The organism is Actinoplanes sp. NPDC023936, assembly GCF_040639325.1.
Taxonomy (GTDB): Bacteria; Actinomycetota; Actinomycetes; order Mycobacteriales; family Micromonosporaceae; genus Actinoplanes.
In genome coordinates this window covers 454260-477055 of sequence record NZ_JBEZZR010000001.1, presented here as the reverse complement: position 1 = coordinate 477055, position 22796 = coordinate 454260, and the positions used below count along the sequence as shown (strand labels likewise).

General features: G+C 69.8%; 21 protein-coding genes and 1 pseudogene. 15 read left to right on the top strand and 7 right to left on the bottom strand.

Annotated elements, in window-relative coordinates:
• Positions 1-23: 23 nt before the first annotated feature.
• Positions 24-515 (bottom strand): hypothetical protein, encoded by a 492-nt coding sequence (locus AB0F72_RS02090; protein WP_360423621.1) that lies wholly within the window; start codon positions 513-515, stop codon positions 24-26.
• A 649-nt stretch (positions 516-1164) separates the two neighbouring features.
• On the opposite strand from AB0F72_RS02090, the gene AB0F72_RS02085 reads away from it, so the two are divergent.
• The gene (locus tag AB0F72_RS02085; RefSeq protein WP_360423618.1) at positions 1165-2031 is read left to right on the top strand and encodes a TrmH family RNA methyltransferase; all 867 of its coding nucleotides are present in this window, start codon (positions 1165-1167) and stop codon (positions 2029-2031) included.
• 21 nt (positions 2032-2052) lie between these two features.
• Here the strand turns inward: AB0F72_RS02085 and AB0F72_RS02080 are convergent, their stop codons facing one another.
• On the bottom strand, positions 2053-2667 hold the full coding sequence (locus tag AB0F72_RS02080; protein WP_360423615.1) for a TetR/AcrR family transcriptional regulator C-terminal domain-containing protein: 615 nt from the start codon (positions 2665-2667) through the stop codon (positions 2053-2055).
• Between the two features lie 63 nt (positions 2668-2730).
• On the opposite strand from AB0F72_RS02080, the gene AB0F72_RS02075 reads away from it, so the two are divergent.
• Both AB0F72_RS02075 and AB0F72_RS02070 read left to right on the top strand, forming a co-directional pair.
• A complete protein-coding gene (locus AB0F72_RS02075; protein ID WP_360423612.1) occupies positions 2731-4152 on the top strand; it encodes an FAD-dependent monooxygenase in 1422 nt (473 codons plus the stop codon).
• Positions 4149-4568 (top strand): RidA family protein, encoded by a 420-nt coding sequence (locus AB0F72_RS02070; protein WP_360423609.1) that lies wholly within the window; start codon positions 4149-4151, stop codon positions 4566-4568. Before AB0F72_RS02075 ends, AB0F72_RS02070 begins: the two co-directional genes overlap by 4 nt.
• Here AB0F72_RS02070 and AB0F72_RS02065 read toward each other — a convergent pair.
• Positions 4537-5532 carry a WYL domain-containing protein gene (locus AB0F72_RS02065; protein WP_360423606.1) on the bottom strand — a complete coding sequence of 332 codons (996 nt, stop codon included), beginning with the start codon at positions 5530-5532 and terminating at the stop codon, positions 4537-4539. The genes AB0F72_RS02070 and AB0F72_RS02065 overlap by 32 nt on opposite strands.
• Before the next feature lie 140 nt (positions 5533-5672).
• On the opposite strand from AB0F72_RS02065, the gene AB0F72_RS02060 reads away from it, so the two are divergent.
• From AB0F72_RS02060 to AB0F72_RS02020, 9 genes are all read left to right on the top strand, one after another.
• Complete coding sequence (locus AB0F72_RS02060) at positions 5673-7079, top strand: MFS transporter (RefSeq protein WP_360423603.1); 1407 nt, start codon at positions 5673-5675, stop codon at positions 7077-7079.
• Between the two features lie 123 nt (positions 7080-7202).
• A complete protein-coding gene (locus AB0F72_RS02055; RefSeq protein WP_360423600.1) occupies positions 7203-8060 on the top strand; it encodes a MerR family transcriptional regulator in 858 nt (285 codons plus the stop codon).
• 592 nt (positions 8061-8652) lie between these two features.
• Positions 8653-9612, top strand: coding sequence for a pirin family protein (locus tag AB0F72_RS02050; RefSeq protein WP_360423597.1), 960 nt, complete (start codon positions 8653-8655; stop codon positions 9610-9612).
• Positions 9613-9634: 22 nt separating this feature from the next.
• Positions 9635-10054 (top strand): OsmC family protein, encoded by a 420-nt coding sequence (locus AB0F72_RS02045; RefSeq protein ID WP_360423594.1) that lies wholly within the window; start codon positions 9635-9637, stop codon positions 10052-10054.
• 327 nt (positions 10055-10381) lie between these two features.
• On the top strand, positions 10382-10921 hold the full coding sequence (locus AB0F72_RS02040) for a helix-turn-helix domain-containing protein (RefSeq protein ID WP_360423591.1): 540 nt from the start codon (positions 10382-10384) through the stop codon (positions 10919-10921).
• The gene (locus AB0F72_RS02035; RefSeq protein ID WP_360423588.1) at positions 10918-12213 is read left to right on the top strand and encodes an MFS transporter; all 1296 of its coding nucleotides are present in this window, start codon (positions 10918-10920) and stop codon (positions 12211-12213) included. The genes AB0F72_RS02040 and AB0F72_RS02035 overlap by 4 nt, the downstream gene beginning before the upstream one ends.
• A 116-nt stretch (positions 12214-12329) precedes the next feature.
• Complete coding sequence (locus tag AB0F72_RS02030; protein WP_360423586.1) at positions 12330-13247, top strand: S41 family peptidase; 918 nt, start codon at positions 12330-12332, stop codon at positions 13245-13247.
• A 219-nt stretch (positions 13248-13466) separates the two neighbouring features.
• Entirely contained in the window at positions 13467-14159 is a 693-nt protein-coding gene (locus AB0F72_RS02025) for a response regulator transcription factor (protein WP_360423583.1), read from the top strand.
• Positions 14156-15607: a HAMP domain-containing sensor histidine kinase gene (locus tag AB0F72_RS02020; protein WP_360423580.1), complete on the top strand. Its 1452-nt coding sequence runs from the start codon at positions 14156-14158 to the stop codon at positions 15605-15607. Before AB0F72_RS02025 ends, AB0F72_RS02020 begins: the two co-directional genes overlap by 4 nt.
• A gap of 109 nt (positions 15608-15716) precedes the next feature.
• On the opposite strand, the gene AB0F72_RS02015 is transcribed toward AB0F72_RS02020, so the two are convergent.
• From AB0F72_RS02015 to AB0F72_RS02000, 4 genes are all read right to left on the bottom strand, one after another.
• Complete coding sequence (locus AB0F72_RS02015; protein ID WP_360423577.1) at positions 15717-17861, bottom strand: MMPL family transporter; 2145 nt, start codon at positions 17859-17861, stop codon at positions 15717-15719.
• A gap of 175 nt (positions 17862-18036) precedes the next feature.
• The gene (locus AB0F72_RS02010) at positions 18037-18222 is read right to left on the bottom strand and encodes a hypothetical protein (RefSeq protein WP_360423574.1); all 186 of its coding nucleotides are present in this window, start codon (positions 18220-18222) and stop codon (positions 18037-18039) included.
• Between the two features lie 96 nt (positions 18223-18318).
• Positions 18319-19215: a DUF1963 domain-containing protein gene (locus AB0F72_RS02005; protein WP_360423572.1), complete on the bottom strand. Its 897-nt coding sequence runs from the start codon at positions 19213-19215 to the stop codon at positions 18319-18321.
• A 259-nt stretch (positions 19216-19474) separates the two neighbouring features.
• Positions 19475-19906 (bottom strand): MarR family transcriptional regulator, encoded by a 432-nt coding sequence (locus AB0F72_RS02000; protein ID WP_360423570.1) that lies wholly within the window; start codon positions 19904-19906, stop codon positions 19475-19477.
• Positions 19907-19987: 81 nt separating this feature from the next.
• Here AB0F72_RS02000 and AB0F72_RS01995 point away from each other — a divergent pair, with 81 nt between their 5' ends.
• The 3 genes and pseudogenes from AB0F72_RS01995 to AB0F72_RS01985 all read left to right on the top strand — a co-directional run.
• On the top strand, positions 19988-20920 hold the full coding sequence (locus tag AB0F72_RS01995; RefSeq protein ID WP_360423567.1) for a zinc-binding alcohol dehydrogenase family protein: 933 nt from the start codon (positions 19988-19990) through the stop codon (positions 20918-20920).
• 14 nt (positions 20921-20934) lie between these two features.
• Positions 20935-21759: an SDR family NAD(P)-dependent oxidoreductase gene (locus AB0F72_RS01990; protein ID WP_360423564.1), complete on the top strand. Its 825-nt coding sequence runs from the start codon at positions 20935-20937 to the stop codon at positions 21757-21759.
• A 176-nt stretch (positions 21760-21935) separates the two neighbouring features.
• Positions 21936-22588, top strand: a pseudogene (locus tag AB0F72_RS01985) (transposase); the annotation flags it as partial.
• Positions 22589-22796 lie beyond the last annotated feature (208 nt).

The window sequence follows — 22796 nt, the reverse complement described above, 5'->3', positions numbered from 1 at the left end:
CCCCTTTCCCGCCGGCGGGTGGCCTACTGGTCGCCGGTCGGCAGCAGCACGGTGAGCACCCGCCCGTTGCCGGGGTCGGCCACGGTGTAGGCGATCGCCACTGCCCGGTCGCCGTCGCTCCAGACCATGCAGCTGTAGCCCGGATCGCGGGCCCCGCCCTCGGGGTAACGCGTGTCGACTTCCCAGTTCGGGCCTAGCTCGGCCGCGAAATGGGCTGTCATCGCATCCCACATGGTTGACGCGGGAAGTTCGTACCATGTGGCGTCCCAGGACGCCTCGTAGTGCTGCTCCAGCCGAGACCGCAGATGGTCCCGCGTGTTCTGGGCACGAGCCAGTCCCGCGCCGGTCAGCGGGTTATCGCTGCCGCGCTCGATCGTGCCGGGCAGGGCGGCCGGCTGCGGTGGTGGTGGCGGCGGCTCGGCCGTGCAGGACGACACCGTCAGCAGCAGGGCCAGCGCCAGGCCACGTGCGGTACGCCGCAGGACTTGGGGCGCGGCCCTCAACATCAGATTCATCCGACGGGATGATAGTCAGCAGCTTGGAGAGGAGACCAGCCACGGCGCCGGCCGAATTTCATCGCTTACGTGGTGTGACGGGTGACTGACCCCTCGGCAGCCGTCCGGATTTGCCGAGTATCGGATGTACGTTGCGGTGGAGTCCCAAAAGGAGTTCGCCGCGTGGGGTTGGTGCTGGTGAGCGAGGAGCCCGGGGTGATGCGGCCGCCCCTCGCGGCTGGCTGACGACCTCGATCGTCACCTGGTGTGCCGGCATCCGGGGCAAAGCCGGCGCTTTCCGGAAAGCCGCGGAGGTGGGAGGCCCCACAGAATGCCGCACACCCCGTAATGCTCCCCGTGGACAGTCACCCATCGTGACGCGGAGAGGGCTCGATAGGCCGCCCGGACGCCGACGCGGTCCGACTGCACGACGGACCCCACCCCGGCGAGCAGCCGCGTGCCCCACGAGCGGGAATTCGGGCGGTCGACGATACGGGCGTCCACCTGTTCGCTTCCTTCGACGGGCCAGACGCAGTGCCGGGATCATGCAGCCGCCGTCCGATGTGGAGCCCGGTCGCAGTGCACCGGTGGGCACCCGATAAAAGCGGCGCGGAAAGTGTCGGGTGATCAGGCCCACGCCGCCGCACTATGGGGGCATGGACGACACGACATGCGTACGACCTTGATTCTGCGAGTGAGTGGCCGCAATGCGCGGTTCCAGCAGTGGGAAGCGCTCCTCGGCAATCGGACCAAGCGGCAGCGACGTGGTGAGTTCCTCGTGCAGGGCGTGCGCTCGATCACCATGGCCGTCGAACACGGCTGGCAGATCCGGGAGCTGCTCTACGACGACGGCGCTCAACTGTCCGGCTGGGCGCGCGAGGCGCTGGGCACAGTCCGGGCCGAGAAGATCGCTGTCTCCCGGGAACTGATGCACGAGCTGGGAGGTAGGGCGGACACGGTTCCCGAGCTGCTGGCCGTGGTCGCCATGCCGGAGGACGACCTGCGCCGTATCCCCGTCGGGCCGGCCATGCTCACCGTCGTGTTCGATCGGCCCACCAGCCCCGGAAACATCGGGACCCTGGTTCGGTCGGCCGACGCCTTCGGCGCCTCCGGCGTCATCATCACCGGCCACGCCGCCGACGTGTACGACCCGAAGGCGGTCCGGGCGAGCACCGGCTCGCTGTTCGCGCTGCCTGTGGTCCGGGCGCACTCCCACCAGGCTGTGCTGTCCTGGGTGGCAGACGTCCGCGCCACCGGCGTCGCCATGAGGATCGTGGGAACCGATGAGCGCGGCAGCCTGGACGCCGCCGAGCACGACTTCACACAACCCACCCTGACGTTGATCGGCAACGAGACCACCGGCCTCAGCTCCGGCTGGCACGCGGCATGTGACCAGCTCGTCCGCATCCCCATGTCCGGGTCCGCCAGCTCCCTCAACGCGGCGACCGCCGCAGCTGTCGTGCTCTACGAATCGGCACGTCAGAGGGCCGCCGCCGGCCGCGGAGTGGTCACCCCGGCCCGCTCCCCAGAGCCATGACAAAAGGCCCACCACAATGGATTATCGCGGCAGGTGGCCGAGGATGCTGTCCAGCCCGAACTCGAACCGCTCGTCGAACGTCCCCACGTCGAGGAACGGCATGACCCGGCGCAGCATCGGGAAGTCCCCTGCTTCCACGGCGGCACTGAGGCGGTTCTCCTCGGGGCCGGGAGCGGCCTGCTCCTCCTGGGTGAGCCCCAGCACGAAGTAGATCAGCGTCCACGCGGTCCACGCCGCGTCCCGATCGGGCAGCCCGGTGTCCACGCAGGCACCGATCAGGGTTTCAGCGAGGCCCAGGGTATTCGGCTCGGCGGGATAGGTACCGACGATCAGCGCGGCCCCGTCGCGGTGGGCCAGCGCCGCGCCACGCAGCCGCCGGCCGATCTCCCGTACCCGTTGGCCGGGGTTTTCGGAAAGCCCGTCGAGGGATACCTCCCCGGTGATGGCGTCGGCCATCAACTCCAGCATCCGAGCCTTCGTCTTGACGTGCCACAGCACCGTGTTCATCCGCACGCCCAAGCGGTCGGCCACGGCCCGGGTGGACAGACCCTCCAGGCCCTCGTCGTCGAGCAACTGGATAGCGGCGCGCACGACGACGGACGTGCTGAGCCTCGCACCCTCTTGCCTTTTGGTCATTGACCAAGTTTACTTGCCTCCGTTCCTTGGTCAGCGACCAAGAACGTGATCGGAGGAAACACCATGAACAACCACGTCGTCATCGCCGGCGCCGGGCCCGTCGGGCTCTGGCTCGCCGCCGAACTGCAGCTCGCCGGAATCAGGGCCACCGTGCTCGAACAGCGCACCGAACGCGACGACCGTTCCCGCGCGCTGACCGTGCACCCCCGCACCCTGGAAGTCCTCGCCTCCCGCCGGATTCAGCAGCCGTTCCTGGACGAGGGCGTGCCGCTGCCCGGCGGCCACTTCGGCGTCCTCGACTCCCGGCTCGATTTCCGGCGGCTGGACAGCGCCTTCCCGTACACCTTGGCCCTGCCCCAGGCCCGTACCGAAGAACTGCTCGAAGCCCACGCAACCCGCGCCGGCGCCCGGATCCGGCGCGGCCACCGCGTCACCGGCTTCACCGGACACCCCGGCTCGGTCACCGTGACCGTCGAAGGCCCGGACGGCCGGTACGAGCTCGAAGCCGCCTACCTGGTCGGCTGCGACGGGGCCCGCAGCGCCGTACGGGAAGCCGCCGGCATCGACTACCCCGGCACCGCGTCGACCGTGCTCGGCTGGCTCGGCGACGTCGTGCTGGACCGGCCGCCCGCGCCCGGGTTCAGCTACTTCGGCCCGCACGGCACCCTCATGGCCGTACCGATGCCCGGCGGCATCCACCGCCTCGTCGGCATCACCCCCGCGGACATCACCACCGAGTGGCCCGGCGACCTCACCCTCGCCGAGCTGCGCGCCAAGACCATCGCGATGGCCGGCGACGACTTCGGCATGCGCGACCCGGTGTGGCTGTCCCGCTACGGCAACGCCACCCGGCTGGCCGCCGAATACCGCAAGGGCCGGGTCCTGCTTGCCGGGGACGCCGCTCACCAGCACTTCCCGGCCGGTGGCGTGGGCATGAACGCCGGCATCCAGGACGCCGCCAACCTGGGCTGGAAGCTCGCTGCCACGCTGCGCGGATGGGCTCCCGCCGGCCTGCTCGACACCTACCACGCCGAACGGCACCCGGTCGGCGTCAGCCTCACCGAGACCAGCCGCGCACAGGTCGCCCTGATGACCGCGTTCAGCCCGCCGGGGCTGAGCCTGCGCGGTCTGCTCAGCGAACTGATCACCGCCCTGCCTGACCTCAACGATCGGCTCGCGAACCGGGTCAGCGCCCTCGACGTCACCTACCCGTCCGCCGGACGCGACGCCCACCCGCTCACCGGAACCCGCATCGGAGATCCGGAACTGCTGGCGCTGTCGCGTGCCGATGCGTACCTGATGGTGGATCTCACCGCCGGCGCCGAGCTGTCCGCCGTGGCCGGGCCGCACCTGCGGGTCCACCACCGGGATCCCGGATCCTTCGGCGACGCCACCGCGATCCTGATCCGACCCGACGGACATGTCGCCTGGGCCACCGGCGACACCGACGCGGCCACCCGTTACGCCAGGGAGTTCCCGGCATGACCATCACCCGGCTTGACCCGCCCGGCCTGCACGCCGTGCCCGGACTGATCAGCCAGATCGTCACGGTCACCGAGCAGACCCTGATCCACCTCTCCGGTCAGGTCGCCTGGGACGAGCACGGCACACCCGTCTCCCCCGGCGACCACGCCGGACAGGCCGCGCAGATCGCCCGCAACATCGACATCGCACTGGCCGCCGCCGGAGCCACCCGCACCGACATCGTCAAAGAGACGATCTACGTCGTCGCATACACCACCGACCTGCTGCGACCCATCCTCGGCGCACTGCGCGACGGCCATCAACCGCCACCGGCGAGCACCTTCATCGGCGTGGCTGCCCTGTTCGCCCCCGACTTCCTGATCGAAGTCGACATCGTCGCCGCCGTCACCCGGCCGGCGCCCGGAGTCGTTGACTGATCCGGTCCATCGCGGCCCGGAGCTCGGGTGGCTCGACGTGGCTCAGGTCGGTGTCGAAGGTGACGAACAGACCCGCGATCCCGGCCCAGGACCAGCCGCCGATGGTGAGCCTGCTGCGGCGGGCGTCGACGGGCTCGACGACCGAGCCACCCGGAGCCCAGCGAGCGGCGACAGCGGCGGGCAGGTCGAGGACGGCCGAGCCGACGCACTGCCACTGCCCGGGGGTGTCGCCGCGGTCCGGGTTCTGCACGACCAGCCGAGTCAGGTCCTCGCGGGCGAGTTGCTGTGGGGTGAAGACCGCGCCGCCGCCGGAGGTACGGGGAAGGATCCGGTCGACTCGGTAGGTGTGCCAGGTTCGCTCGCGGTGGTCGCGGGCGATCAGGTACCAGCGCCCGGCCCAGACGACCAGGTGATGCGGCTCCACCTCCCGGGGCGGGCGGAAACCCGGCTGGCCGGGATCGGGAACGGCGCCGCCGGGGTCGCGATAGTCGAAACTCAACACCCGGGCGGTGCGGATCGCGGCGCCCACCGTCCGCAGCGTGACCACGTCCACCGGCGCGGCGGAGAACTCCCAGTAGTTGCGCAGCGAGGTGACCTCGAACGCTTCGCTCGCCGCACGCAGCCGGGCCGGCATGACCTGACGGAGGGTGGTGAGCGCCCGGGCGACGGCATCATCGATTCCGGACACCGTCGCCGGCGCGGTCTGCAGCGCCAACGCGATGGCGATCGCCTGGTCGTCGTCGAGCACCAGAGCCGGCAACCGACCCCCGGCGCCGAGCCGGTAACCGCCGCCGGCCCCCATCACGGCGTTGACCGGATAGCCCAGCTCGCGGAGGGTGTCGACATCTCGCCGCAGAGTCCGGGCCGACACCTCCAGCCGCTCGGCGAGTTCGGCTCCGCGCCACTCGACGCGCGCCTCGAGCAGAGAAAGCAGGCGCAGGATCCGCGCGGAGGTGTCGGCCACGGAATCCACGATTCCAGACATGGCGGTCAGCCGGTGACCGCCATGGTTGCCACTCTGCGGTCATGAGCACTCACCTTCCCTCCACGGGGACGTCCGTGTCCCCTCCACCGCCCGTCACGGACAGACGGGCGTCGATCGCTTTGCTGGTCGTTCTGTTCGCCTCGTTCATGGACCTGCTCGACGTCACCATCGTCACGGTCGCCGCGCCGGACATCGCCGCCGACCTGAACGCGAGCGAGGCGCAACTCCAGTGGACGGTGGCCGCGTACACCCTGGCTCTCGGGTCCGGCCTGATCACTGGCGGGCGCATCGGTGACGCGTACGGTCGCCGCCGGGTCTTCCTCGTTTCTCTGGCTCTCTTCGCCGTCGCCTCCGCGGCCTGTGCGATGGCCCCGACCGCGGGTGCGCTGATCGCCCTGCGAGCAGTGCAGGGCCTGGCGGGCGGATTCATGGTCCCGCAGGTCTTCGGGATCATCCGGTCCTCGTTCCCGCCGGCCGCGATGGCCAAGGCGTTCGGGGCCTACGGCGCGGTACAGGGCCTGGCCGCAGTCGCCGGCCCGCTGCTCGGGGGCGCCCTGGTCGACGCGGATCTGTGGGGCCTCGGCTGGCGCACGATCTTCTGGATCAACATCCCCGTCGCCCTTGTCGCCCTGGCTCTGGGTAGCCGGGTGCTGCCCGAGTCCACCGCCGGCGGAACGACCCGCCTGGACGTCATCGGCGCGGTTCTGTCCGCGGCTGCGGTCGTGCTGGTGTTGCTGCCGCTGGTCCAGGGACGGGACTGGGGCTGGCCCTGGTGGGGGTGGGCTCTGCTGGTGTCCGGCCTGGTCCTGCTCGGCGGCTTCGTGGCGTACGAGCGGCGGGTAGCAGGCCGGGGCGGGCAGCCGATCCTGGATCCGGCACTGCTGACCGTACGCCCGTTCACCGCCGGACTGGCGGCATCGGTGCTGTTCTTCGGCGCGCTGGCGTCGTTCTTCCTGGTCCTGTCGATCTACCTGCAGTCCGGGACGGGTCGCTCGGCCTGGGCGACCGGCCTGGTGATCCTGCCGTACGCGATCGGCTCGATGCTCACCGCAGGCGCCGGGGTGGCCCTCGCGGCCAAGGCCGGCAGGGTCCTACTGGTAACCGGCTCGCTGACGCTCGCTGCGTCCCAGGCCTTGCTCTGGCTCCTGGTCCGCGACGGCGGCACACCCGGTTACTGGCCCATGGCCGGCGCCCTGTTCCTCGGCGGACTGGGACTCGGACTCGCTGCCCCGATCCTGGTCAACGTCGTGCTGGCCGGGGTACCCGGTCACCACGCCGGGGCCGCGGGCGGGGTTCTCTCCACCGTCACGCAGATCGGCGGGGCGGCCGGGATCGCCGTGCTCGGCACCGTCTTCTTCAACGCCCTCGGCACCCCGGCCGCCACCGCGGACGCCCCCGCGCTGTTCGGGCATGGTCTCGCCCAGGTCATGCCATGGCAGGTGGCCGCCTACCTACTGGCCACCCTCGCGATGCTCGCCCTGCCCCGCACCAGCGCCACCCAGAATCCAGGGACCTCCTCGAGCTGACACCCTGTCCGTCGCGTCTCACCCGGCGATGCCCGGTTGTTCGTGATCTCCGGGTGGTGTTGTTGCACCTGCCGTAGCGGCATGTGGTCTCCTCGAGGCACCTCAGCAGGAAAGGCTCCGCCTGTGACGTACTCCTTCGCCATGCCTCCCCGGCAGGTCAAGATCGGTGATGCTGCCGCCTTCGCGGGGACCACGCCGCGCGCTGTTCGCCACTACCACCAGATCGGCCTGCTGCCGGAGCCCGAGCGGGGCGTGGACGGCCGCCGCCGCTATGGCTACGACGACATGATCCGCCTGCTGTGGATCCGCAAGATGGCGGAGGCCGGCATCAGCCTTGACGACGTGCGGGCCGCCTTCGAGGAAACCCGGGACATCGGGGACGTGCTGGGCCGGCTGGAGGAGACCCTGGCTGCGCAGGAGGCCGACATCAAACGCCAACGCGCGGCCATCCAGCGCCTCCAAGCCGTGGGCAGCCCGCTGGGACTGCTCTCCGAACTGGTCACCGACCGGCTCGGCCACCTGCCCCCGGGCACACTGCGCCCCGCCGACCTGGACGCGCTGCTGGTCACGGAACGCGTCTTCGGCCCGTTGGGCGCCGCGATCCAGGCCAGCGTGTTCATCGTGCTGGCCACCCACCCTGACCTGCGGGCGGAGCAGGACCGTCTGGACGCGGCCGAGGCGGCCCTGGACGACAGTGTGAAGCCCGAGGACCCGCGCGTGGAAGAACTCGCCGTACAGCGATGTGCCCACCAGATGGCCCTGGACCGGGCCGTCGAGGCAGCCGGGCTGGACGCGGCCGAGGAGAAGCTCTTCGAGATCTACGACGCCGACCTGGCAGAGGGGAAGGACACTCAGATGAGCGCCTTCGAATCAGTCACCAAGATGCCCTACGACTTGTCTCCCGCCCGGAAACGCTGCATGGAACGCACGGCACAGCTCCTCGCAATGGACGGAAGTACGGCCACAACGCGCGGAGATTGATCAACGGATGAACCGATCAATGAAGCCGGAACGACAAGCCGCCGGTGTCGCAAATCGGCTCTGGGCACTTACCGTGATTGATCACGGCGGACGTCCCCAGACTTGGTCACGGCGGATCACCCGCGCGGTGAGCATCAGCAGTTGAGGCCGACGGTCGCTGCGGGCTGGCATGCGGCGCAACAACGGGCGCTGAAGTACATACCGAGTCCGCGGCGGATTGCTTCAGGAGACCTGGATGCCGGTACGCAGTTGCTCGAACGCCCGGTTTGCCGCTGCGGTCGCCGCGGGGCACAGGGTCGCGGCCGACTCACCCCCGCGAAGCCGCTGCCAGTTGACGCGAGCGAGGACGCGTTGCACCGCGAGGATCTGCGCGGACGCGAGCCGGGGCCGTCACCTCGCCGCATGTTGGCCTGGCCGGTGGAGCGCGCCTTTTGGCCGGACGATGCCGGGCCTTCAGCTCCTTGCCGGTGCCGGCGAAACGGAACGCGCACTCGCGGGCCCGGGGCCGGAACGGACCGCTCGGCCAGCAGGTCGCACGCTGGGCGGGCGGCGTTGCTCAGCATCTTCCGGCGCCGGCCCATAGAGTCGGTGGATGAGCAGCGAACAGGCGCTTTATCCGGCCGCTCGCGCTGAGGTGGCTGACCCGGACAGCGTGCTGCTGCCGGGTCATGACGTCCCGTTGGGCCGGTTCACTACGGTGCGCAGACTGTTGCCGCACCGGCAGCGGCGGATGATCGGCGCGTGGTGTTTCGTGGATCATTTCGGTCCGGACGACGTGTCGCAGCAACCGGGTATGCAGGTGCCACCGCATCCGCACACCGGGTTGCAGACGGTGACGTGGCTGGTGGAGGGTGTGATCGAGCACCGCGACAGCCTGGGCAGCCACCAGTTCATCGCTCCCGGGCAGCTGAATCTGATGACGTCGGGACACGGGATCGCGCATTCGGAGTTCACCCCGTCTGACCGTCCGCCCGCTATGCACGGATTGCAGTTGTGGGTGGCGCTGCCGACGCAGGCGCGGCAGGGTCCCGCGCGATTCGAGCATCACGCGAGCATGCCGGTGTGGCAGTGCGGCGATGCGAGGGTCACGGTGATCGTCGGGGAGGTCGGCGACGCCCGGTCGCCCGCGCAGGTGCACACACCGCTGGTGGGCGCCGAGGTGGTCTTCGAGGGCGCGGCTGCGCAGAGTCTGCCGCTGAATCCGACGTTCGAGTACGGCATGGTGGCGATGTCCGGTTCGGCGACGATCGCCGGTACGGAGCTCAAGCCGGGGTCGCTGTTGTATCTGGGCGCCGGCCGCGACGAGGTGACGGTGGACGCCGCGGATGAGGCCCGGCTGTTCCTGCTCGGCGGTGAGCCCTTCGACGAGCCTCTGGTGATGTGGTGGAACTTCGTCGGGCGTTCCCACGAGGAGATCGTGCGGGCTCGCGAGGATTGGATGGCCGGGCAGCGATTCGGCACGGTCGCCGGGTGCGCGGCGCCGCCACTGCCCGCACCGGAGATGCCGACCGTGCGGCTCAAGGCCCGCGACCGGTTCGGCACCTTCACCTGAGCCACGACAGGGAGACAGCGCAGTGACTGAGGGCGACAAGCGACACGTCATCGCGACCGCGACGGTGGTCGGTGAGGACAAACCGTACGCCGTGCGTATCGACACCGGCGGGCACGCGTTGCGTGGCGACGAACCAGTCGCGCACGGCGGGACGGACAGTGGTCCGGCGCCGTTCGGGCTGGTCCTGTCCGGGCTCGGCGCATGCACTGCGATCACCTTGCGGATGTACGCCGAGCGCAAGAACTGGCCGTTGACCGACGTGCAGGTGGAGCTGCGCTACGTCAAAGCCGACCGGGACACCGGGTGGATCGAGCGGTCGATCACGGTGGCCGGCGTTGACGAGCAGCAGCGGGAGCGGCTGGCCGAGGTGGCGGAGAAGACGCCGGTCACCAAGGTTGTCCGGGCAGGCAGCGAGATCCGCACGACCGTCACGGCACGCTGACGGCTGCGGCCCGGCCCGCGACGGTCGTCGCAGTCACCGCTACCGGGAACCCGTTCACCCACCGGGCACCTCAGCCCATGTCCGAGGGCCGGCCAAACCCGAGAAGCCTGTTCCCCGCAGAACCTCGGCACGACGCCCGGCGGCGAGCAAGCGCGGGAGCGCAAGACCACCCGACGACAGTCCAAACAGGGTCTTCTTACTACCCCGCTGCTCCCTTGCCAGTGCGCGCCGGGCACTGGCCGTCCCACGCCGACTTCTGGGATCTCCTGTGAGAGTTCGCACGGAAACCACTTGCTCAATGGTCAAGGATCGTTGACCATTGAGCGCATGCCTGCGGATGATCTGCCCGAGACGTTCCACGTCACCACCGACGAGCAGCTGCGCGCCGTCTCCAACCTCACGCGTCACCGGATCATGGCCGTGCTCCGCTTCGAGCCGGCAACGATTACGCAGATCGCCGAGCGGGTGGGTCTGGCGAAGGGCAGCTCCAGCTATCACATGCGATTGCTCGAACGGGCCGGCTTGGTGAAGGTGGTCCGGACGCGGAAGGTGCGGGGGGTCATCGAGCGGTACTACGCGATGGCCGCGCGGTCCATCGCGCTGCCGGATCCGGGCGAGGGTGGCCCCGACGTGCTGATGCGGCATGCGGTGGCAGACCTGGAGGCCGCGCCTGCGGACGGGGAGCGGCACGTGCGGATGGCGCATCTGCGGCTCACCGAGGAACAGTTCGCGGAGCTGGGGGCGCGGCTGCATGCGCTGGCCGACGAGTACCGCGAGCTGTCCGACCCGGCGCTGCCCGACACGTCGCTCGTCTTCGCCCTGTTCCACCCGCAGCGGCGCGGTCAGGCCGAGGGAAGCGCCGAATGAGCGCGGACGTTCGGACGTTGCCGGCCGGGTTCGGACGACTGTGGACGGCGCAGACGATCTCCTCGCTCGGTGACGGGGTGACGCATGCCGCGCTGCCGCTGCTCGCGTTGACGCTGACCCGGGACCCGATGGCACTCGCCGTCGTCACAGCCGCCGGGACGCTGCCGTGGCTGCTGTTCGGGGTGCTCGGCGGTGCGCTGGTGGACCGCTGGGACCGCCGGCGCACGATGTGGGTCGCGGACGCGGCGCGTGCGCTGCTGCTGGCGATACCGGCGGGGGCGGCGGTGCTCGACATGCTGAGCATTCCGCTGCTCGCGGCGGTCGCGTTCCTGCTCGGCCTTGGCGGCCTGTTCTTCGACACGGCCGCCACGGCCTACCTGCCGGACCTGCTGGGCCGCGAACCCGCACTCCTCGAGCGAGCCAACTCCCGCCTCCGTGGAGCCCAGACCGCCATGTCCGGGTTCGTGGGGCCGCCCGCCGGCAGTGCCCTGCTCGCGCTCGGGCGGGCGGTTCCACTGCTCGCCGACGCGGTGTCGTTCGCACTCTCCGCACTGCTCGTCCGGTCGCTTCCCGCCGTGCCCCGGCCCGCGACGCCGGCCCGGGAGTCGCTGCTGCGGCAGGCGCGGGCCGGTGCCTCGTACGTCTTGCAAGACCGGGTGCTGCTCGGGCTCGCGCTGCGCCCGGCGGTCGGGAACATCGCCTTCACCGCCGTCGGGACCGTCCTTGCCCTCTTCGCCCACGACCGCCTCGGCATCGACACCTACGGCTTCGGCCTGCTCCTGACGGCCGAGGCCACCGGCGGCCTGCTCGGCGCGGGCATCGCCTCCACCCTCAGCCGGCGACTCGGCGCCGGCACCGCACTGACCGTCACAGCCGCCGTCGAGGGACTCGCCATCCTGGGCCTTGCCGCCGCCCCGAACCCGTACGTCGCCGGCCTCGCGCTCGCCGTCTGCGGCGCGGGCATGGGCGCCACGATGGTGATAGCACCCTCCCTGCGACAGGCGATCGTCCCCGCCCACCTCATGGGCCGGGTCGCCTCCACCTCCCGCATGCTCGCCATGTGCGCCGCCCCGTTCGGCGCCTTCCTCGGCGGCTGGCTGGCCTCCACCTTGGACGTGCGCACCCCGCTCTACACCGCAGCCGGCCTTCTCCTCACCATGACCGCCGTCACCGCGACCATGACCAGCAACCGCCGAGTCGAAGCCGCGCTGCGGGCCGCCACGCCGGCCGTCGGTCCGGATCAGCCGGAAGCTGAGGATTCCGTCCGGGAAGCCGCACCAGCACTGGCGTGACGCGTTCATCGCCTCACCCTGACTTCGACGATCGGCGGCGTGTTCACCATGCCGAAGAGTGAATGGGACCCCAAATGATGAGTGATCGAAATGCCGCGCCGACGTCGGCACATCTCGTGGAGAAGGCGCTGGAATTGTTGTGTGGCAAGTACATTTTTGCCGACCGGGCTCAGGAGGCGGCTGACGGCATCCGCCGGCGACTGGCCGCCGGTGAGTATGACCGGTTGGACGAGGAAGCCCTCGGCCGGCGGCTGACAGCGGAACTGTTCGAGCTCTGTCAGGACAAGCATTTGCGGGTACGGCCACGCACGGAGGACGTCCGCGACGCGCTCACCGAGTCCGAGATGGAGGCGGTCTGGCGAGAGCAGCAGCGACTCACCAACTACGGCATTGCGCGGGTGGAGCGGCTGGACGGCAACGTCGGCCTGCTGGACCTGCGGTTCGTCACCTCAGCTGGCGTCGGGGGCCGCGCGATCGCCGCGGCCATGGAGTTGGTGTCACACACGAATGCGCTGATCATCGATCTTCGTAAGAACCGGGGTGGATCTCCCGACGGTGCCGTGTTCTGGACGAGCTACTTCTTCCCGGACGGGGAAACCCATCTCAACAGCATCTACGAGGGTGCAACCGGTCAGACCCGTCAGTTCTGGAGCCATGCGTGGCTGCCCGGCGAGCGGTACCTCGACCGGCCCGTGTACCTGCTGACCAGCGAATCCACCTTCTCGGCCGCCGAGGAGATCTGCTACAACCTGCAGGCGCAGAGACGAGCGACCCTGGTCGGGGAGCCCACCAAGGGCGGTGCTCACCCCACGGACGCCTTCCCGATCACACCGACCCTCGAAATCACGGTTCCGGTGGCCCGCTCCATCAACCCGGTCACCGGCACCAACTGGGAGGGCGTCGGCGTGACGCCCAACGTGGCGGTAGCCGCGCGGGATGCCTTCGACGTCGCCTACCGGATGGCCCTGCAGCACACCCTGGCCAATACCACCGCCCCGGCCATCCTGGCCGAGGCACGATCAGCGCTGGAATGACAGCGCCCGCTCGATCACTGCTGCCAGAGCACTGTCCAGGTCTCGGCCCGTTCCTGGAAGACCGTCCGGCTGGAGGGCCGGCCTCCCGTCGGGGCCGGTGAGGCCCTTGGTAGGGAGCAGGGCTCGCAGGCATCACCGAGGCGACGGCTCTAATCCTGGCTTCAGGTTGAGCGGGGAGAATGAGCGGCAAAGGCATCGACTGTGAGGGGGCGGGCCGGCGTGCGAATCCTGATCGCGGATGATGACGCGGCCATCCGTGAGTCGCTGGAGCGGGTGCTGCAGGTCGAGGGCTACGACACCAGCACCGTCGCCAACGGTCTCGCCGTGCTCGACGGGGTCGATGGGGCGGGCGGTGACACGCTGGATCTGCTGATCCTCGACGTGATGATGCCCCGCCTCGGCGGGTTGGAGACCTGCCGGCGGTTGCGGGCCGCGGGCCGGGATCTGCCGGTGCTGATGCTGACCGCCCGTGATCAGGTCTCCGACCGGGTCACGGGGCTGGACGCAGGCGCCGACGACTACCTGCCCAAGCCGTTCGCCACCGAGGAGTTGCTGGCACGGGTGCGGGCCCTGCTGCGCCGGCGCACGACCGCCGACGGGGAGTCGCAGATCCTGTCGTTCGCCGACGTCCGGCTCGACCCCGACAGGTTCGAGGCGTGGCGGGGCCGGCGGCCGTTGCGCCTGACCCGGACCGAGTTCTCCCTCCTGCAGGTTCTCTTGCGCAACGCGACCCGGGTCTTGCCCCGCGACGCGCTGTTCGAGGCGATATGGGGCTTCGACATGAGCGCCACCGCCAACAACCTCCAGGTATACGTGAGCTACCTGCGCCGCAAGATGGAGGCCGAGGGTGAGCCGCGATTGATCTACACGCTGCGCGGCCTGGGATACACGTTGCGGGAGACTCCTCCGTGAGCACGCACGCCCACCGGGAACCGCGCCGACTGACCGGATGGTGGCGGCGGCGGTCCCTGCGGACCAGGATGACGGTCATCGCGGCGACGGCCATCGCGGTCAGCGTGTTCGTGGCCTTCCAGGTGGCCAGCGAGCTGCTGGACTGGGAGTTGCAGAAGACCGCCGAGAATCAGCTACGCGCCGACTCCCGCGTCCTGGCGACGAACGCGGAGCGCGCCGGTCTGGCGCAAGTTCAGCTACCGCCGTATCCGGGAGCCGGTCGGCTGGTGCGGTTGATCCTGCCCGACGGCTCGACCCGGACGCCGGTCGGCCAACCCGAGCTGCCCCCGGTCAGCGAGCACGCAGGGCGCGTGGCGCAGGGCGCGTCAGCCGACCTGATGGAGTCGAAGGACAGCGACGACGACGGCTACCGCATCTACACGCTGCGGGCGGGCGACGGCGCGGTACAGGTGGCCGACGTCGCCGACGACAGCTCGATCAACCGGTTCGGGCTGGGCATGCTGCTGATCGGGCTGCTCTGCGTGGTCGGCGGCGCCGTTGTCGGACGGACCGTGGCGCGGACCGGACTGGCACCGATGGACCGGCTGACCGCCGCCGCGGTACGTGTCGCGAACACCCGGAATCTCGACGCCGGCATCCCGGATGAGGGCGGTGGGGAGATCCGGCGGCTGATCCAGGCGATCAACGACATGCTCGCCGCGCTCCGGGACTCCCGGCGGGCCCAGCGGCTGCTCGCCGAGGACGCCGCCCACGAACTCAAGACCCCGCTCACCAGCCTGCGCCTCAACATCGAGCTGCTGGTCCGGCTCGACCGGCGCGGCACCCTCGACACTGCCCTCTCGGCGGAAAGCCGCACCCGGCTGCTCAACGATCTCGGCGCCCAGGTGGCCGAGTTGAGCGCCCTTGCCGCCGAGCTGAGCGACCTGGCGCGCGGTGACGTCAGCGACGAGAGCACCGAACTGCTCGACCTCGCCGACGTGGTGGTGGCCGCCGCGGCCCAGGTGTGTTCCCGCGTGCCCGACCTCGAGGTCGCGCTCGACGTGACCTCCGTGTGGGTGAGCGGGCGTCCCGCTGCGCTCCAGCGAGCAGTCCTCAACCTCATCGACAACGCGGGCAAGTGGTCCCCCGCGGACCAGCCGGTCCAGGTCCGGCTCCATGCTGAGGGAGCGTCGGCGGTGCTCGAGGTCGACGACGCCGGACCGGGCATCGACGACGCCGACGTACCGCGGGTGTTCGACCGGTTCTACCGTGCCGACAGCGCCCGGGCGTTGCCGGGATCCGGCCTGGGGCTGTCGATCGTGCAGCGGGTCGTTCACGCCCACGGCGGCCGGGCCGCCGTCGCCCGTTCCGCACGCGGTGGCGCGCTGCTTCGGGTCGACCTTCCGGCGGCGGCCCCGACCGCCCCGATCACCCGGCTCACCGCCGGGGAGGACACGACGGTGCGCTGACCCGTCCCGGCCGCACGGCTCAGGAACCCAAAGGGCGGCGACCGACGGCCCATGAAAGATCCGGGACGGGTCTGGGTCCCCGTCCCGGATCTCGTCCGTGCCGCCGCGCTCACCGTTGCAGCGCGAGCTCCTCATCGTCGGCGAGCGGCTGTGGCCCGTCCGGCGGCTCCGCCGTCGGCCGGGACAGCCGACTCGGCCACCAGATCCGCCGACCGATCAGCAGGGTGAGGGCGGGCACCAGGACCGACCGCACCAGCAGAGCGTCGAGCAGCACGCCGAAAGCGACCAGGAATCCGACCTCGATCAGCATCACCAGCGGAAGTGTGGTGAGGACCGCGAACGTGGCCGCCAGGACCAGGCCTGCCGAGGTGATGACGCCACCGGTGGCCGAGAGGGCCTTGAGCATGCCCTGTCCGGTGCCGAGACGCACGGTCTCCTCCCGGGCCCGGCTGGCCAGGAAGATGTTGTAGTCGACGCCGAGCGCCACCAGGAACATGAATGCCAGCAGCGGCACCGAATAGTCGATGCCCTTGAACCCGAGGACCGTGTCGAAGATGAACACGCTGCCACCGAAGGCCGCGGCGAACGAGACGATCACGGTGGCCATCAGGACCAGCGGGGCCACGATCGCGCGCAGCAGCAGCCCGAGGACGATCAGGACGACGGCGAGCACCAGCGGGATCACCAACTTCTCGTCGCGGCTGGTGGTCACCTCGGTGTCGAGGTTCTCCGCACTCGGCCCACCGACGATCGCCTCCGCCCCGCTCACCGCGTGCACGGCGGTGCGTACCCGCTTGATCGTGTCGTACTCTGCGACGGTGTCCGGCGCGTCCGTCGGGAACACGGAGATGTCAGCCCAGCCACCGCTGGTCTGACCCGGGATGGCCACGGCCACACCGGGAGTGCCCTTGACGATGTCGAGCACCCGCTCCTGGTACGCCGGCCGGGTGAAGATCGTCATCGGCTGGCCGCCGAGCTCCGGGAAGTGCTGGCGGAGAACAGTGAAGCCGGTGACCGACTCCGGCGCGGACAGGAACTGGTCCTGTTCCCGCAAGGCGCCGGTGTTGCCCGCCAGTCCGATGGCGAGCACGCCGAGGACTCCGAACGAGCCGAGCGTCGCCACCCATCGGCTGCGGCTGATGGTGGCGCCGAGCCGTCCCCACAGCCCCGGCTTCTCCTCCACGGCCGTACTGAACCGCGGGATGCCCGGCCAGAAGATCCGCCGGCCGAGCACAACGAGCACCGCCGGGAACAGCGTCAGCATGGCCACCAGCGCGCACAGGATGCCGGCCGCACCGATCGGGCCCAACCCGCTGGTGCTGTTCAGGTCCGCGACGAGCAGGCAGAGCAGGCCGGCGACCACGGTGGCCGCGGACGCGACGATGGCCGGCGCCGCACCGCGTAACGCGTGGACCATTGCGACCCGGACGTTCTCGTGGTGGTGCAGTGTCTCCCGATATCGAGCGATGAGCAGCAGCGCGTAGTCCGTGCCGACGCCGAACACCAGGATCGTCAGCAGCGCCGAGTTCTGGTCGTTGACCACGATGCCGAAGCCCTTGACGAGCAGGTAGACGGTCGCCATCGCAGTCAGTGCGGCCACGCCGACGACCACGAGCGGGATGAACCACAACACCGGGCTGCGGTAGGTGAGGATGAGCAGGACCGTGACGACGACGACGGTGGTGAGGAAGACCTGCAGGTCGATGCCGTCGAAGACGGCGTCCAGGTCGCCATCGACCGCGGCCGGGCCTGTCACTTCGAGTTCCAGACCTGTGGGCCGGTCCTTCGCGGCGTCACGCAACGGGCCGACGATGGTCTCCGGTTCGCCGTAGGTCGTGCTCACGTCGAGGGTGAACATCATCGCCTTGCCGTCGGTGGAGAGCCTCGTCGGTGGGCCATCGTCGTCCTCGCCGGCCGCCGCCTTCGGCGGGTACCGCTCGGCAAGGGTGTCGTAATGGCGCTCGACCGTCGCGCGGTCGGCGTCGGTCATGCCGCCGGCGCGGTGGTACACGAAGACGAACGTGTTGTCCTCGCCGCCAGGGAGACTGTCCTCCAGGACCGCCACCTTGGTGGACTCGGCACTGGCCGGCAGGGTGTCCACGGCTCTGTCGGTGGTGACCGAGCTCAACTTTCCGCTCAACGGCACCATGACCGCCGCCAGCGCCACCCACAAACCGATCACCAACCACGGCACCCACCGGCCTGCCAGCCGACCGGGCGGCGCTTCCCTGGACGGCGCTGCGTTGACTGCCATCAATAGCCTCCTACATGCGAGTTACGTCGCTCATCTGAGGCCGAATTCGTACCGAGCGAATCTGAGACGACCGTTAGAACGGCGTTCAGCCCGGGTGTTCCGCAGTAGGGGCGCCCAGCCGCGTACCACGGCGCGGGTGTCGAACGGCGCCGCTCACCTGACGTGGCAAACGGCGTCAGCGTCGCCGGGCCGACCACGCTCGGACCGCTCCCACGGCGATCACCGCGATGATCAGCAGCGGGCACAGGAGCAGGGTGTTCAGGCCGGTGGCGCGGGGTTGGACCTCGGTGGCGGTGGTGCTCGTCGCGTCGGCTCGCACCTCGGAACCGGCGGGGTATTCGGTCGTGGATTCGAAGGTCACCTGGCCCCCGCCGGTCGTCGGTGGTGGCTCGGTGTCGTGCAACCGTGCTGCTGCGCGCTGGCACCGTAGCGGCGGCGCGGACTGTTCGTTGGGAACCTATTCGGTGAATCCGGGGAACGAGCGTATCTTGTCGAAACGGCAGGCGGCCAAGTCGTCGAAGCTGATCAAATAGCGTCCGTAGTAGACGTCGGAGTCCGTGTCGCACTGGACGAGCGGCACCCATTCCTGCGTGACCCGGAACTCCTCCTCCTCGAGCCAGTCCCACGTGTCAGGCTGCGGAATGCCGAGTCCTGTCTTCAACCGGACATCGAGGCGTTCACCCGCGATCTGCCTTTCGGGGGAGTCACTGCCTCCAATGTCCCAGGTATAGCCGCCGAGGCAGAGTCTTCCCAGACCAATCTTCGCCGGCCAGAGCTCGTGGACCAGTGCGATGAGTTCCTCGGCCTGGGTCAGCTCACCGGCCAACTGCCGCGCGATGTCAGACGCGCATTCAAGCGGATCGTCGTCCTCCTCATCAGGATCGAGCCAGTTCGGCAACTGCGGCTCGACCATGGCAAAAAGCCGGCGCTCCGGGCCAGGGACCGGGATATCGCGGCCGGACGACGACTGCGTGGCCACCGCCGTCTCGGTACCTGCGGGGACGTACAGGATCCGCACGTAGTCGTCGTCATACCCGTTGAACAAATCCTCGAAGGCAGTGTCCACGAAGAGGAGCAGCGAACCGTCCACCGGCAACGGAAGCTTCTCGATCTTCGGAAGCGCCGCGCAGTCGACGGAAGCGATGAACGGCAACGGATACTCACCGTTGGACGGCCACTCCGTGCCCACCGGTAGCCGGGGCAGCCCACCCCTCTGCCCAACGACATCTCCGCCGCAGTCGTCGCGGACGCTCAACCAGACCGCGAATCGAAGGTGATCGGCGAATTTGTCGACCTGAGCCGCCGGGATGCCCCGCTTCAATGCCTCGCGGCGCAACTGTCCGTAGTAGTCCATGGCGAAGCATCATCGCAGTTGGATGGTCCGGTTCCGCAACATGCCGTCAGCCTGTGGTTTAACCCAGTTCGGCGGGGCTTGGTGTCCTTCTTGTGATGGCTCGGCCGCTGGTGCGCACCGCCACAATCGTCACCGTGCGGTGGACACTCGCCGGTAGCTCGCACAGGGAACAAGACCCCCTACGGAGTCCGGCCATCCAGCCGGACATGACCGGACGCCGCCGCTCGCCGCGCCGGTGCCGGGCCGGCACGTACCCGGACTACTGGTCGTTGCCGGGCTCGAGGACGGTGTCGAGCAGGCCGATGAGTTGTTCGCGCTGCTCGGGCGGCAGCCGGCCTATCGCGGGCGCGAGCGCGCGCCGGCCCTCGGCGAACAGCCGTTGGATCAGTTCCTGGCCGGCGGGGGTGAGGTACACGTCAACGGCCCGGGCGTCGTGCGGGTTCCGGTCGCGGGCGACCAGCCCGCGGCGTTCAGCGCGATCGATCAGCCCGGACATCGACGATTTGTCGACGCCTAGGTAGGCGGCCAGCTCGGTGAGCCGGGGGCGCCGGTCACGCAGGATGCCGAGCACCCGGATCTGCGTGAGCGAGAGGTCGTTCTCGGCGCCGAGGCGAGTGAGCATGCCCGTCACCTGGAATGTCGTGCGCACCAGGGCGTCGACGAGCGCATCCACGGAGTCCTCGGGGGTCATGCGCTGATGCTACTTGACATGGTTGGGATTACCAACGAAACTCGAATTAGTTGGGAATACAAACCACCTTTGGAGGGCGCCATGCACGCCGCAGTCCTGTCCTCGTTCGACGCGCCGCCGGTCTACCGCGACCATCCGGAGCCGGTCGCCACCGGTGCCGACGAGATGGTCGTGGAGGTGCTCGCGGCCGGTCTGCACCACCTCACCCGGGCCAAGGCCACCGGCTCGCACTACAGCGGCACCGGCGCGCTGCCGCTGATACCCGGAGCCGACGGCGTCGTACGGGACCCGTCCGGGCAGCTGCGCTACGCGGTCCTCGACGACACGAGCGCCGGCACGTTCGCCGACCGCACCGTCATCGATGCCCGCCGCAGCGTGGTGCTGCCGCAGGACTCCGACCCGGTGCTGATCGCCGCCGCGATGAACCCGGGAATGTCGTCCTGGGTCGCGTTGCGCCGCCGCGTCGCGTTCACTCCTGGTCAGCGTGTCCTGATCATCGGCGCCACCGGCAACGCCGGACGGATGGCGGTGCAGGTCGCGAAGCTGTTCGGCGCCGGGCACGTGATCGCCGCCGGCCGGGACGCGGCCCGGCTGGCTACCCTGCCCGCACTGGGCGCCGACCAGACCTGCACCTTCGACCGGATCGACGAGGCGGCGGACGTGGACGTCGTTCTCGACTACGTCTGGGGCGAACCCGCAGCCACCGCCATGATCCCGCTCCTCACCGCCCGCAGCGACCGCACCGCGCCGCTGGCCTGGATCCAGATCGGGTCCATGGGCGGCGCGACCGCACCCGTCCCGTCGGTCGCGCTGCGATCGGCGCGGCTGCAGATCCTGGGCAGCGGCATCGGTTCGGTGCCGGCCCGCGACTTCATCGCGGAACTGCCGGAGCTCGCTGCGGCGGTGGCGCAGGGATCCATCGACGTACGGGCCCGGGCGGTGCCGTTGGCCGACATCGCCCAGGCGTGGACCGCCGGCACTGACGACCGCATCGTGCTCGTGCCCGGACGTTGAGAGGAGTGCCGGGCATGACCGGACCACGCACGATCGTCGTCACCGGCGCGAGCTCGGGCATCGGACTCGCCGCCGCGGAACAGTTCGCCGCCCGGGGCGACCGGGTCGTCCTGGTCGGCCGCGACAAGCGCCGGCTGGCCGCCGCCGTCGACCGGGTCCGGGCCGCGGGCGGCGGGACCGAGCCGGGACACGTCCGCGTCGACTTCGAACGGTTCGCCGACGTTCAGGCGCTCGCGGAGCACCTGCTGTCCACCTACCCGCAGATCGATGTCCTGGCCAACAACGCCGGCATGCTCGCCATGGCGCGCCGGCTCACCGTGGACGGCAACGAGGCCACCATCCAGGCCAACCATCTCGGGCCCTTCCTGCTCAGCGCGCTGCTACGAGACAGGCTGCGCGGGGGCCGGATCGTGAACACCTCGGTGCGGCCGGCCCGCAACGCACGGCTCGACCCGGACGACCTGAACGGCGAGGCGCGACGCTACAACGGCGTCACGGCGTACCAGAGCTCCAAGGCCGCCAATGTGCTCTTCACGATGGAGGCAGCCCGGCGCTGGCCCGACATCCTGAGCCTGAGCCTGCACCCTGGACTGGTCCGGACCGATATCGGCCGCGCCACGGCGCTGCGGTTCGTCTTCCGCTACGCGCCGTTCATGAGCGACCCGCACGCGTCGGCCCGGCGCCTGGTCCGACTCGCGACGGCGCCGGCCGGCGAGCTGACCAACGGGGCCCTCTACGGCGCCGACCGGCTCATCCGGCCCAATCCCCGCCTCTTCGCCACGGACCGCGCGGCGCGGCTCTGGACAGCGTCCGAAGAGGCCGTCGCGGTCAGTCAGTAACAAACCATCTAACTCGGAGGCTCCCATGCGAAGAAGGACTGGTATCAAGCTGGCCGCGGCCGTGACCCTGACGGCCATGCTGGGTTCGACGGTGCAATCACCTCTGGCACAGGCGGCCGACCGGAACCCGCCGAGCGCGCGGCCGGTCACCGCCGGCAGCGGCATCCCCGCGCTGCCGGCTCTACGGCACCGCGACAGTGCTGGCCTGGCAACGGCTGCACCCCCGGTTGACCCACCGCACCGCCTGGATCGGCCACGCCGGTGTCCTGCCGGTCATCGAGGGCACCGTCATCCTGCTGCGCGTCCAACGGCTGCCGTCGGGCGCCACCGCCAAACCGGTGTGGTTGTGGTCCTCAATCCCGGACGCCGACACCACCACCGTCGACCTGCTCTGGCAGACATTCCTGCGCCGTTTCGACATCGAGCACACCTTCCGCATGCTCAAGCAAACCTTCGGCTGGACCAGCCCGAAACTTCGCGACCCGGACGCCGCTGACCGGTGGACCTTGCTGCTGCTGGCCGCCTACACCCAGCTCAGGCTCGCTCGAACGCTGGTCGCTGACCTGCGCCGCCCCTGGGAACGCCCCGCCCCACCACAACGGCTCACCCCGGCCCGCGTCCGGCGCGCATTTCGCACCTGCACGCTCAAGCGGGCACTCCTGCCAGTGCACCGAAACCCTCCCGGCCAGGCCCGGGGCGACCACCCGGACGTCGCAACAGCCGACCAGCCACCCGCCACGACGTCCACATCGTCACCAGGACAAACCAACCGAACGGCGCAACCAAAAAGAAGACCTCGACCACACCACGGCCCCGCCGCACAGGTTAAAACTCAAGCTAGCCGAAGGCCGCCAAGTTGTCGTCATCGACAAGCAGTCTTGCTCCCTTGCAGGAGTGCGGTTCATCGCTGCCGACCGATCAGATCAGTCGATCTTGCCTGATCTCGCCAACGTCATCGGCGGACCGATCACCGGGCTGGCGAATGTAGCGGGCCTCCCTGGAACCGAGTCCCCCGACGATGTACTAGCGGTCAATCT